At 72.7% G+C, this 12,237-nt stretch carries 12 protein-coding genes; 6 read left to right on the top strand and 6 right to left on the bottom strand.

What is annotated here, in order from left to right; translation table 11 throughout:
* Nucleotides 1-8: 8 nt before the first annotated feature.
* Nucleotides 9-749, bottom strand: coding sequence for a class I SAM-dependent methyltransferase (locus ACLV7J_RS06330; RefSeq protein WP_411868391.1), 741 nt, complete (start codon nt 747-749; stop codon nt 9-11).
* A gap of 116 nt (nt 750-865) precedes the next feature.
* On the bottom strand, nt 866-1,654 hold the full coding sequence (locus ACLV7J_RS06335; RefSeq protein WP_411868266.1) for a queuosine precursor transporter: 789 nt from the start codon (nt 1,652-1,654) through the stop codon (nt 866-868).
* A 131-nt stretch (nt 1,655-1,785) separates the two neighbouring features.
* On the opposite strand from ACLV7J_RS06335, the gene truB reads away from it, so the two are divergent.
* The 4 genes from truB (at nt 1,786) to ACLV7J_RS06355 (ending at nt 6,944) form a co-directional block, all read left to right on the top strand.
* Nucleotides 1,786-2,760, top strand: a complete 975-nt coding sequence (truB, locus tag ACLV7J_RS06340; protein WP_411868267.1) for a tRNA pseudouridine(55) synthase TruB — start codon at nt 1,786-1,788, stop codon at nt 2,758-2,760.
* Between the two features lie 41 nt (nt 2,761-2,801).
* A complete protein-coding gene (locus ACLV7J_RS06345) occupies nt 2,802-3,572 on the top strand; it encodes a YebC/PmpR family DNA-binding transcriptional regulator (protein WP_411868268.1) in 771 nt (256 codons plus the stop codon).
* A 297-nt stretch (nt 3,573-3,869) separates the two neighbouring features.
* On the top strand, nt 3,870-5,360 hold the full coding sequence (locus ACLV7J_RS06350) for a DUF1254 domain-containing protein (RefSeq protein WP_411868269.1): 1,491 nt from the start codon (nt 3,870-3,872) through the stop codon (nt 5,358-5,360).
* A 189-nt stretch (nt 5,361-5,549) separates the two neighbouring features.
* The gene (locus tag ACLV7J_RS06355; protein ID WP_411868270.1) at nt 5,550-6,944 is read left to right on the top strand and encodes a DUF1254 domain-containing protein; all 1,395 of its coding nucleotides are present in this window, start codon (nt 5,550-5,552) and stop codon (nt 6,942-6,944) included.
* Between the two features lie 58 nt (nt 6,945-7,002).
* On the opposite strand, the gene ACLV7J_RS06360 is transcribed toward ACLV7J_RS06355, so the two are convergent.
* A complete protein-coding gene (locus ACLV7J_RS06360) occupies nt 7,003-7,812 on the bottom strand; it encodes a glucosamine-6-phosphate deaminase (protein WP_411868271.1) in 810 nt (269 codons plus the stop codon).
* Nucleotides 7,812-9,410, bottom strand: a complete 1,599-nt coding sequence (locus tag ACLV7J_RS06365) for a SpoIID/LytB domain-containing protein (RefSeq protein ID WP_411868272.1) — start codon at nt 9,408-9,410, stop codon at nt 7,812-7,814. Before ACLV7J_RS06365 ends, ACLV7J_RS06360 begins: the two co-directional genes overlap by 1 nt.
* A 143-nt stretch (nt 9,411-9,553) precedes the next feature.
* Here ACLV7J_RS06365 and ACLV7J_RS06370 point away from each other — a divergent pair, with 143 nt between their 5' ends.
* Nucleotides 9,554-10,582, top strand: coding sequence for a ribonuclease Z (locus ACLV7J_RS06370; protein WP_411868273.1), 1,029 nt, complete (start codon nt 9,554-9,556; stop codon nt 10,580-10,582).
* A gap of 151 nt (nt 10,583-10,733) precedes the next feature.
* Complete coding sequence (psbV, locus tag ACLV7J_RS06375) at nt 10,734-11,246, top strand: photosystem II cytochrome c-550 (protein ID WP_411868274.1); 513 nt, start codon at nt 10,734-10,736, stop codon at nt 11,244-11,246.
* Between the two features lie 89 nt (nt 11,247-11,335).
* Here the strand turns inward: psbV and ACLV7J_RS06380 are convergent, their stop codons facing one another.
* Complete coding sequence (locus ACLV7J_RS06380; protein ID WP_411868275.1) at nt 11,336-11,737, bottom strand: hypothetical protein; 402 nt, start codon at nt 11,735-11,737, stop codon at nt 11,336-11,338.
* A 141-nt stretch (nt 11,738-11,878) separates the two neighbouring features.
* On the bottom strand, nt 11,879-12,178 hold the full coding sequence (locus ACLV7J_RS06385; RefSeq protein WP_094588541.1) for a ferredoxin: 300 nt from the start codon (nt 12,176-12,178) through the stop codon (nt 11,879-11,881).
* Nucleotides 12,179-12,237 lie beyond the last annotated feature (59 nt).

Below are 12,237 nucleotides of genomic sequence, written 5' to 3' on the forward strand. Positions count from 1 at the left end.
AGTGAGGCTCAGGCCTGCAGCCGGTAGGCGCGGGTGGTGATCAGATAGGGGTGGAACTGCTCCAGGAAGCGGCCCTGCAGGGTGCGGAAGAAGCGCTCCACCAGCGCGGGCTCGTCGAAGTGGAAGGGGTACTCGCCGTGGAACCCCTTGAAGAAGTACCAGTTCAGCAGGGCGATGGCCTGGGGTGCCATGCGGGCGGCGAAGGTCTCGAGCTGGCCGGCGGGATCCGCCAGGTGCTCGAGCACATCGAGGCAGACGATCGTGTCGAAGCGCTCCGGCAGCTGGGGATCGGCCAGATCCCGGAAGCAGCGCAGCCGATCCGCCAGCCCCAGCCGCTCGGCCCGCTGCTGCACGAAGGCGCGGTTGTGGGGATTGAGATCCACGAACCACACGGCCTCCACCTCCGGCAGGGCCGCCGCCGCCAGGGCGTGGCTGCCGATGCCGCCGCCGAAATCGAGCACCTGGCCGCGGGCGAAGCGGGCCTGCAGCCGCAGGGTGTCGGCGATGTAGTCGGCGCTGCCCAGGTGCCAGGCCGCCAGCTCCAGCAGATGGCCGGTGCCGACCGTCTCCTCGTAGAAGGCGCCGGCCTGCTCCGGGTCGAAGGCGCCGGGATGGAGGGCCGCCAGATCCTCGGTGCCGAGGGGCAGGCGGTCGGCCAGCTCCTCGGTGCTGATCCCCAGGAAGACCGCCAGCTGGGCCGTGAGCTCGAAGCCATCGGCCAGGAAGCGCTCGGGATCGAGCTGGGGCAGGGCCGGGGCGAGGGACGCGCCTCCGCTGGGGGGCCCGGAGGGGGTGGCAGCGCTGGGCTGAGGGGGTTGGGCGGAGGCCGGCACAGGCACACGGGAGCGTGCTGGCACCGTAGGTCTCAGCGGCCGCGGTCCTCGGGTGGTGAGGAGCCCAGCGGCGCCGGGCCAGCGGTGGGAGGCTCCGGCAGGGCGGAGGGGCCCTCCGCCTCCCCGAGCTCCGATCCCAGGCCCGGCACCTCCAGCCAGTGCCGCAGCCAGGCCGTGAGCCCGTAGAAGGGCAGGGTGTCGGCCAGGGCCGCCACGGCCTTGAACAGGTAGCCGCTGGCGATGAAGGCCACCAGCTGCGGCAGCACCGGCGCATCGGGCCGCACCGGCAGCACGTGGGAGCCGTAGTGGCTGATCAGCACCACGGCGCTGGTGTCCACCAGCTGGCTCACCAGGGTGGAGCCGTTGTTGCGCAGCCACAGGGCCCGGCCGGCGGTGCGGCGCTTCCAGAAATGGAACAGGCGCACGTCGGTGAACTGGGCCGCCAGGTAGGCGGCCATCGAGGCCCCCACCGCGCCGAAGGCCAGGCGGCGCACCTCGAAGAACGTGGCCTCCGGCGCCCCCGCCAGGCCCGGCAACGTCCCCCCCAGCCACAGGATCAGCACGATCCAGCCGTTCAGCAGCAGCCCCACCCACACCAGCTGGCTGGCCTTCTGCTCGCCCCAGATCTCGCTGATCAGGTCGGTGCACAGAAACGTGACCGGGTAGGGCAGGGCCCCCACCGCCACCACGATCGGCCAGGAGCCGATCGAGCCCAGCTGCAGGAAGCGGGTGAGCCCGAGGATGTTGAGCATGCCCATGGTTCCCAGGAACAGCCCGGCCAGCACCAGGAAGGCCAGGTCGCGGCGCTGCTGCAGGGTCACAGGGGGGAGGGCGGGGGGAGCGCCGGACAGGGGGCCCCCAGGCTGGCGGGGATCGGCCGGGCCGGCAGCGCTGCGGGCCGAGGGAAGGGCCGGATGCAACAGTTCCCGCCTGGAGGTGCGGCGAGGCGGCCATGGCGGGGGCGGAGGTGGCGGGGAGCAGCACGGGAGGGGCGGAAGCGCCCCAGCCCGAGGCACCCGCGGCGGCGGCCCCATCCGCCCCCTGCGGCTTCCTGGTGCTCGACAAGCCCGCGGGCCTCACCTCCCATGGCTGCGTGAGCCGGGTGCGGCGGGCCTACGGGCTCAAGCGGGTGGGCCACGGCGGCACCCTCGATCCGGCCGTCACCGGCGTGCTGCCGATCGCCGTGGGGGCCGCGACGCGGCTCCTGCCCTACCTGGATGGCGCTAAGGCCTACCGGGGCGTGGTGCAGCTGGGGCTCACCACCAGCACGGACGACCTGGCCGGTGAGGAGCTGGAACGCCGGGCCGTGCCGGCCCTCACGGCCGCCGAGCTGGAGGGGGCCCTGGCGCCCTTCCGCGGCGCCATCCAGCAGCGCCCCCCCCAGGTGTCGGCTGTGCATGTGGACGGCGTGCGGGCCTATGCCCGGGCCCGCCGCGGCGAGGCGCTGGAGCTGGCCGAGCGGCAGGTGACGATCGAGCACCTGGAGCTGCTGGCCTGGGATCCGGCCACGGGCCAGCTGGAGCTGGCGGTGGCCTGCTCCGCCGGCACCTACATCCGCTCCCTGGCCCGGGACCTGGGGGCGGCCCTGGGCTGTGGCGGCTGCCTGGCCAGCCTGCGGCGCACCGCCGCCCTGGGCTTCGGGCTGGAGCTGGCGGTGCCCCTGGAGCGGCTGGAGCTGAGCCCACCCCCGGCGCTGCTGGATCCGCTGGTGGTGCTGGCCCACCTGCCCCGGCACCGGCTGGAGGAAGCCGATCTGGCGGGCTGGCGCTGCGGCCGCAGCCAGGTGGCCTGCGGCGAGCTGGTGGGGTGCCTGGTGGAGGGCGATCCCGTGGTGGTAGTCGGCCCGGATGGCAACCTGGCCGGCATGGCCCGGGCCCTGGCCGAGGGCCGCCTGCAGCCCCGCCTGGTGCTCAACGCCAGCGGCTGAAGCCCGGGCCAGCCCACCCTTCGCGCGATTCCCCGACACCCATGGCCGGCCACAGCAGATGGGCCCAGATCAAGCGCACCAAGGCCGTCGTGGACGCCAAGCGCGGCGCCCTGTTCACCCGGCTGGGGCGGGAGATCACGGTGGCGGCCCGGGGCGGCGCCGACCCCGCCGGCAACTTCCAGCTGCGCACCGCCATCGAGAAGGCCAAGGCGGGCCGGCTGCCGGCCGCCAACATCGAGCGGGCCATCGCCAAGGGCTCCGGCCAGGCGGGAGGCGGCGACCAGTTTGAGGCGGTGCGCTACGAGGGCTACGGGCCCGGCGGCGTGGCCGTGCTGATCGAATCCCTCACCGACAACCGCAACCGCGCCGCCGCCGAGATCCGCCTGGCCTTCAGCAAGAACGGCGGCAACCTGGGGGAGACGGGCTGTGTGGGCTACCTGTTCGAGCACCGCTCCGTGGTGCGACTGGAGCCGTTGCACCTCTCCGAGGAGGCCCTGCTGGAGGGCCTGCTGGAGCTGGAGACCCAGGGGGGGCCGGTGCCCCTCGGCTACGAGCTCGACCCCGAGGGGGCGGAGGTGATCGGCGGCTTCACCGACCTGGAAGCCCTGCAGGACGGGCTGCGGGGCCTCGGCTGGCCGGTGGCCGGCTGGGAGCACCGCTGGATCGCCCAGACCCCCTGCCGCCTGGAGGATCCCGCCGATCTGGCCCGCTGCCTGCGGCTGCTCGATGCCCTCGAGGAGCTCGATGACGTGCGCAGCGTGACCAGCAATCTGGAGGCCGATGAGGCGCTGCTGAACGCCGTCGCGGACTGACGGCCGCGTCCCCCGGAAGCCGGGGGCCGAGCGGGTGCGCGGAAATCAGCCGCTCGGCCGGATCTCTGCCGGACGGATCCAGAAACCATCCGGAAGATCCCCGTGGGGGCCACCCTCGATTGGAGGTGATCGCCCTATCAAGGGAAGGACGGCCTTGGATCCCACCGGGCCCCCCACCGCCCCCCAGCCCCGCCGCCCCGGCTTCCGCGCCCATCCCGGCCGCGGACCCGGCGCGATGCCGCTGCTGATGGCCCAGGTCGGCACGCCCGGCCAACCCACGTCGTCCCACGCTCCGCCATGCCGAGGTTCCGTTCCACCGCCGTTGCCCTGGGGACCCTGTGCCTGATGGGACTCCTGCCCAGTTCAGCCCTGGGCCAGTCCAGCAGCAGCACCAGCGTGGAGCTCCGCCCACTGGGCCGGCTGGAGCTGGAGAACGGCTACCCCACGGCCGCCACGGCCCAAAAGCTCTACGACGAACTCGACCGGCAGCGCGCCACCCAGGGCTACCTGTGGGCCCTGCCAGCCGTGGGCTTCAAGGCCCTCTACGACGCCCAGGCCAAGACCATGGGCGTGCGCAACGGCGACGTGTTGCTCTACCGCACCCTGCAGGACAAGGCGGGGATGCTGACGCCCAACATCACCACGCTCTACGCCTTCAGCTTCTGGGATCTGGCCAGGCAGGGGCCCCTGGTGGTGGAAGTGCCGGCCGGGCTCACCGCCGGCGGCGTGCTCGACATCTGGCAGCAGCCGATCACCGACATGGGCCAGACCGGCCCCGACAAGGGGGCCGGCGGCAAGTATCTGATCCTTCCCCCCGGCGCCGCGGCGGTGGAGGCCCCCGGCTACAGGATCTTCCGGGCGTCCAGCAACCAGATCTGGTTCGGCACCCGCGGCCTGGCGCCCGACAGGGCCATGGCCGAGGCCACCGTGCGCCAGCACCGCCTCTACGGCTGGAACCAGCGCGCCAATCCGCCGGTGTCCCGCTACGAGGAGGTGGGGGGTCGCCCCTGGCAGTCGGCCCAGCCCGCCGACCTCTCCTACTGGCGGCTGCTCAGTGATCTCTACGCCAACGAACCGGTGGCGCCCCGCGATCGGATGCTGTTCGGGATGCTGGCGCCCTTAGGCATCAGCCCGGGCCAGCCCTTCAGGCCCCATGCCCGGCAGGCACGGATCCTTGGCGAGGCGGCCCAGCTGGGCGACCTGATGGCCCGCACCATCGCCTACGACAAGCGCACCCCCGGCGCCTCGGTGTACCCCGGCAAGCACTGGGAGTACGCCGTGCTGTTCGACCTCGACCAGGAATCCCCCGACAAGCGGCGGGTGCAGCTCGACGAGCGCAGCTCCTGGTTCTACGAGGCCATCGGCATGTCGGTGGGGATGCAGGGCCGGGTGCTGGGCTTCGGCCAGGTGTATCTGGAGGCCTCCAAGGACGCCAAGGGCCAGTGGCTCGACGGCGGCCGCAGCTACCGCATGCGGGTGCCAGCCAACGCCCCGGTGAAGCAGTTCTGGTCGATCACCCTCTACGACAACCTCAGCCGTGGCCCGCTGATCACCCCCCAGGGCGCCGCCGATCTCAGCTCCCGCCAGCCCGACCTGGTGAGCAACGCCGACGGCTCGGTGGATGTGGAGTTCGGACCGGTCCGGCCGGCTGGCGCCAGGAACTGGATCCAGACCACGCCGGGCAAGGGCTGGTTCGCCTACTTCCGCTTCTACGCCCCCACCGAGCCCTACTTCGCCAAGACCTGGCAGCTCAACGACATTGAGCCCATCGCCGCGCGGCGCCCCTGACGCCGGGACGCCACAGGCCCGGCTCCGGCCTCCGGGATGACGTCAAGCCCCCGACCGCACCGCTGCCGGCCTGGGGGCCAACACCAACGCCAGTCACCGGCTCCCCTCACGCTCTCGCCATTGCCCATGGGCTGCTCCACCCCGTCTCCGCTCGCCGCCGGCACCGCTCTGGCGCTGGCTGCCACTCTGTTGAGCCCAGGCCCAGGCCTGCCGCTGGTGCCGTCGCTGCTGGCAGCGGGGCCCGCCCACGCCACCGACAACGTCCAAACCCTGCCGGCCCCCAGCCCCGCCGAAGCGCGGGCGATCGCCGAGGAGGCCTGGCTGTACGCCTATGCCCCCCTGCAGGGCTACCAGACCTTCTGGAACCAGACCCAGAACAAGGCCTTCCCGGGCTACGTGGGCGGCTTCAACCGCTTCCGCCACTACAGCCGCTCCGCCACCCCGGCCGACACCGACATCGTCACCCCCAACAACGACACGCCCTACTCCTGGGCCTGGCTGGATCTGCGGGCGGAGCCGATCGTGCTGAAGCTGCCAGCCGTGGCGGCTCCCCGCTACTACGTGAATCAGTGGTTTGACCTCTACACCCACAACTTCGCCTACACGGGTGTGCGCGCCACGGGGCGGGGCGCCGGCACCTATCTGTTTGCTGGCCCCCGCTGGCAGGGCACCGTGCCCAAGGGGATCACCAAGGTGTTCCGGGCCGAGACCGACTTCGTGGGCACCCTCACCCGCACCCAGCTGAACGGCCCCGATGACATCCCCGCCCTGCAGGCGCTGCAGGCCAGGTATCAGCTGATCCCCCTCTCGCGCTTCGAAGGCACCAAGCCGCCCCGGCCCGCTCCCCCGGTGACCTGGCCCGCCTGGGATGCCTCCAAGGCCGAGGGGATCGGCTTCATCGCCTATCTCAATGCCCTGCTGCCGTTCATGCCCACCGTGCCGTCGGAGCGGGCGATGATGGCGCGCTTCGCCCGCATCGGCATCGGCCCCAGGCGTGCCTTTGATCCGGCCCGACTGGATCCCCAGATCCGGACCGCCATCAGCGAAGGGGTGGCCGTTGCCGCCGCGAATCTGCGCAGCAAGGCCCTAGCCCAGAGCAGTTCCAAGGGGTTCTTCGGCACCCGCCAGGAGCTGGGGCCCGATTACCTCACCTACCGCGCCATGGGGGCGATGCTGGGGATCTACGGCAACAGCAGTGCCGAAGCCCTCTACGCCAGCCAGCAGACGGGCCCCGACGGCAAGGTGCTCGATGGCCGCCGCCGATGGGTGCTGCGCTTCCCGGCCGGCCAGCTGCCGCCGGTGAGTGAATTCTGGTCGATCACGATGTACAACCTGCCGCAGCGGTTGCTGGTGGCCAATCCGATCGATCGCTATTCGATCGGCGATCGCACCCAGGGCCTGAAGCTGGGGGCCGATGGCTCCCTGGAGCTCTATCTCCAGCACGACAATCCCGGCCCCGACAAGGTCTCCAACTGGCTGCCTGCACCGGCTGGCCCCTTCTTCTTCGTGGCCCGTCTCTATGGCCCCGGGGCCACCGCCCTTTCGGGCCAATGGACCCTGCCGGTGCTGGAGGAACGCCGCTAGGCGCCGGGGCCAGGGCCCAGCGGCCAGAGCCCCTGGGGATCGGCTGCGGGCACCCCGCTCAACTCCCCCTGGAGAGCTCCGCCGCCGCCGCCGCATCCACCATCACCCGGAGCCGGGGATGCCGTTGCAGCCAGCTGGCCGGTACGGCGGCCGTGGGGGGCTCCAGCAACGCGCGGCGCAGGATCTCGGCCTTGGCGCCGCCGCTCACCACCAGCAGCAGCTCCTCGGCCTGGAGGATCTCGGCCAGCCCCAGGCTGATGGCCCAGCGCGGCACCGCCTCCGGATCCCCCCCGAAATCAGCGGCGTTCTGGCGGCGGGTGGCCGGGGCCAGCTCCACAGGGCGGCAGGGGGCCTCGGGGCCGCAGGGGGGCTCGTTGAAGCCCACATGGCCGTTGCTGCCCAGACCCAGCAGCTGCAGGCCGAGGCCGCCGGCGGCGGCGATCGACGCCGCGTAGCGCTGGGCCTCGACCTCCGGATCGGCCGCCAGGCCGTCGGGGAGGCACAGCTGGGCGGGAGCCAGCCCCAGGGGTTCGCCGACGGCGGCGGCCATGGTGGCGGCGAAGGAGCGGGGATCGGCGGGCCCGAGGCCCACGTATTCATCGAGGTTGAAGCTGTGCCAGTGGGCCAGCAGCTCGCGGCGCTCCGCCGCCGGCAGGGCCGCCAGGTCGTTGCGCAGGGCGGCATAGACGGGCTCCATGGTGCGACCGGTGGCGAGCCCCAGGGGGCGCCGGCTCAGGCCGCGGGCACGATCCCGCAGGGCCCCGAGCAGCCGCGCGGCCACCCGCCGGCCCAGGGCCTCGGGCCCCGGCTCCACGGCCAGGCGGATGGGAGCGGCCGTGGGGCCGAGCTCCAGGCTGGTGCCGGGCATCAGCGCCGTCCGCCGACCGGCAGCGCCGTGGCCGTGGAGCCGCTGTCGTCGCGGCTCTCCACTCCCGTGGCCAGGGCCAGGCCGGGCACCTCGGTGTAGGGCTGCAGGCGGGCACCGCGGTAGTAGTGGCGCAGGATCTGCTCGAAGCCGGTGCCCCGGCTGGCCATCGCAAAGGCCCCCCACTGGCTCATGCCGACCCCATGGCCGAAGCCCCGGCCCACGGCCACCAGCAGCTGGGGAGCCGGTGGCGCCGCGGGCATCCCCCCGGCCACCGGTAACGGCAGGGGCTGGGGGGCGTCCAGCGGCGCCTGGGCGGGCAGGGTCAGGGCGCCGGCGCCCGCCGGGAGCGGGCCCGCCTCCAGACCCGGCAGCGACAGCGCCGTGGGGCCAGGCAGCAGCGGCTGCAGCTCAAAGCGCACGAAGGTGCTCTTCAGCCCCAGGCGGGTGCGCAGCTGAGGGCCCGTGAGCACCAGCTGGCCGGCGGGGCCCACCACCCGCGCCTGCCTGACGCGACCGCTGGGGGTGGTGGCCAGCACCTGGATCGCCGCCGCCCCGCCGATCTCGGCGAAGGCCTGGCGCAGCTGGGCCGGATCCAGGGGCTGGCGCCACTCCCGCACTGGGGAGGTCTGGTCGAAATCCGGCACGCTCACCAGGTAGGGCAGCTGGCGGGGCCAGAGGTCGCCGCTGCTTTCGGTGACGCCGCCGGCGCTGCTGTGGAACACCGCGTCGATCAGGCTGTCGCCGTAGGTGAGCACCAGGCCGCGGGTGTCGGCCACGGCGGCGCGGGTCGAGGCGGTCTCCGCCTCCAGACCCTTGTACATCTGGCTGGCGACGGTGGCCTTGAGGTCGTAGGCGGCCCCGGGCTTGCGGCCCTTGAGGGCGTAGGTGCGGGCCGCCACCGCCTGGGCCCGCAGGGCCTCCAGGGGCCAGCTGGCCGGCATCTCGCTGCCCACCACACTGGGCAGGTAGGTCTCGAGCGGCAGCACGTTGATCGCCTGCAGCTGCTCATTGACCGGCCGGATCTGCAGGCGGCCGCGGTAGCGGCGCTTCTGCAGCCACAGGGCCGGATCGGAGTCGGCCGCGGGCACCGACTCCAGCCAGAGCTCGCTGAGCCGCAGGGGCATCTGGAGCGGCTCGGGCTCGGGGCTGGGCCCGGCACCGGTGCGCTCGCCGGCCCCGGCGGCCCCCGCGGCCGGGTCGGGCCCCGGCAGCGCAGCCGCTGCCGCCACCACGACGGGATCCGGCTCCGCCTCCACCAGGCCGGCCCGCCAGCGCAGCCGCAGCGGCCGCTCGCCCGAGATCACCAGCAGGGCCTTGCCGCGGCCATCGCGCAGGCGCAGGCGGGTGGCGCCAGCGGCCCGCACCGTCAGGGCCGGACCCTCCTGCAGCAACACCCGCAGCTCGGGGGAAGGAGCCTCCACCCGGCGCCCCGCGGCCCGGGCCGGATCCGGCGCCAGCAGAACCGGTGGCACCAGCGGGGCCAGCAGGGCCAGGCCCGCCAGGGGCGCCGCCAGAGCAGCAACCCTGCCCAGGGGCCAGGGCCAGGCCTTGGCGGCAGGGCGTCCTGCATGGCGCCGTGGGTCGCGCTGGCTCGGCATGCGGCTGGGCCTATCCCTGGTTGGCAGACCATTGTGGACGCCGCCACCGGGGGGCGCCAGGGGGCCGGCACGGCAAGGCGGCCCCAGCGCCCCGCCGCGGCGTGGGAGCATGCCCCTGAGAGCATCAGGGAGATCCACCGGCCGTGCAGGTCACCTTCCTGGGCACCAGCTCCGGCGTTCCCACCCGCTCCCGCAATGTGTCGGCGGTGGCCCTGCGGCTGCCCCAGAGGGCTGAGCTGTGGCTGTTCGACTGCGGCGAGGGCACCCAGCACCAGTTCCTGCGCAGCGAGCTGCGGGTGAGCCAGCTGAGCCGGATCTTCATCACCCACATGCACGGCGACCACGTGTTCGGCCTGCCGGGGCTGCTGGCCAGCCTGGGGCTGGCGGGCACCTGCAGCGGCATCGACCTCTACGGCCCCGACCCGCTGCGCGACTACCTGGAGGGGGTGCTGCGCACCAGCTCCACCCGCATCGGCTACCCGCTGCGCAGCCACCGGGTGAAGGAGGCGGCCAAGAGCGGCGCCCTGCTGCTCGACGACGATGACATCACCGTGCGCTGCACCCCCCTGACCCACCGGGTGCCGGCCTACGCCTACCGGGTGGACCAGAAGCCCCGGGCCGGGCGCTTCGCCGTGGAGCAGGCCAAGGCGCTGGGCATCCCCCCGGGTCCGATCTATGCCGAGCTGAAGGCCGGCCGCACGGTGACCCTGGAGGACGGCCGCATCATCAACGGCGCCAGCCTCTGCGGCCCCGAGCGCCCCGGCTGCAGCCTCGTGTACTGCACCGACACCGTGTTCAGCGAGGCGGCGGTGGAGCTGGCCGCCGGCGCGGACCTGCTGATCCACGAGAGCACCTTCGCCCACGCCGAGGCGGAGATGGCCTTCCAGCGCCAGCACTCCACCAGCACCATGGCGGCCCAGACCGCCCTGGCCGCCGGCGTGAAGCAGCTGGCCCTCACCCACCTGAGCCCCCGCTACATGCCGGGCAACGCCGTGACCCCCGACGACCTGCTGGCCGAGGCGCGGGCGATCTTCCCCAACACCCTGCTGGCCAAGGACTTCCTCAGCCTCGAGCTGGCCGCCCCGGAGCCCGAAGCCGGCACGCCCCAGGCGGCCGACGCCGCGGCAGCCCCCCGCGCCACCGCCAGCGCGGGCACCAGCTCCAGCCCCTGAGTCCCGGGGCCGGCGGGGCCTGCCCCGGGCGGCTCCAGGCCTGTGGCTGCAACACTTCGTGATTGCCTTCCTGATTCCGTCCCGGGGGGCCCTTCCCCCGTGATACAAGGGCTCAGGTGCGGTGATGACCGCCTACTTGCCGGCTTTTTCCATGGCCTCTTTCTTCTCCTCCGCGCGTCGGGTCCTGACCCGGGCTCTGCTGGTTCTGCCCCTGGCCCTGTTGGTCTGTTTCGCCGGTGCGGCCAACGCCGCCCAGTGGACCGCGGAGCAGCTCACGGTGCCCGCCGGGCCCGACGGCTCCCTGGTCACCTTCAGCGAACAGGAGATCAAGGCCGGTCGCAAGGTCTTCAACAGCAGCTGCGGTGAGTGCCACGCCGGCGGCATCACCAAGACCAACCACAACGTGGGCCTCGACCCCGAGACCCTGGCCCTGGCCACCCCCGCCCGCGACAACGTCGACGCCCTCGTCGACTACCTCAAGGACCCCACCTCCTATGACGGGGAATACAGCATCTCGGACGTGCACCCGAGCCTGCGCAGCAGCGACGTGTTCGTGAAGATGCGCGATCTCGATGACGAGGATCTGCGCCTGATCGCCGGCTACATCCTGGTGGCCCCCAAGGTGCAGGGCCTCCAGTGGGGCGGCGGCAAGATCTACTTCTGATCGCCAGCCAGGTCTCCGGGTTGATCCCGGAGCCAACGTTCCACCCAGGGGGGCTCAGCAGAGCCCCCTTTTTCATGGCCGTCGGAGGCTCACTCCACCGGGGCCGGGGGTGCCACGTTGGCAGGGTCGAGGGAGTGCGGGTGCTTGCTGTACCACCACTCCTGCAGGGGGCCCTGCAGCCGCTGGGAGAACAGGGTGAGCACGGTGCGGGTGGGCCGGGAGCCCGGCTGCAGCAGCTCCACGACGTAGGAGGGGCAGCGTCGGGCGGCCAGGTCGGGCACGAAGCGCCGACCGATCCGGCGCCAGCTGGGCTCCTTGCTGCGCCAGGCCAGGCGGCAGCAGGGCCAGGGCAGCTCCTCGCGGTCGAACAGCCGGCAGCAGGGGCCCAGCACCCGGAAGCTGTACTGCCCGCCAGGGCTGGTGTGCTCGCTGCCGGGCGCGAACAGCTCCCGCACCTGGGCAGGGGAGGAGCCGGATGGAGCCAGAGCCACGGCAGTTTGCGCGAATCGTCGGGGGAGGCCCCGAAGGGCGGGTGACAAAAAAGCCACCCCGCAGGGTGGCCGAGTCACTGAAAGCGAGTAACGAGAGCCATCAAGGCCGCCCCAGGGGGGAGGCTGGATGGCTCAAGGAGCTCAGTACAGCTCTTCTTCGGCGTGGGTCTTGATGGTGACGTCGCTGGTGGGGTAGGCGACGCAGGTCAGCACGAAGCCGGCCTCGATCTGATCGTCGTCCAGGAAGCTCTGGTCCGACTGGTCCACGGTGCCGGAGACCAGCTTGCCGGCGCAGGTGCTGCAGGCACCGGCACGGCAGGAGTAGGGGAGGTCGATGCCCTGCTCCTCAGCGGCGTCGAGGATGTACTGGTCGTCAGGAACCTCGATGGTCTTGTTGAGGCCTTCGCTCTCGCTGATGAGGGTGACCTTATAGGAAGCCATGGAAGGGATTGGGGCTCACGGAACCTGGAGAATTCCCCGGGTCCGTAGGACCGCCCCTT

The sequence above is a fragment of the Vulcanococcus limneticus LL genome, assembly GCF_943369875.1.
Lineage (GTDB): Bacteria > Cyanobacteriota > Cyanobacteriia > PCC-6307 > Cyanobiaceae > Vulcanococcus > Vulcanococcus limneticus_A.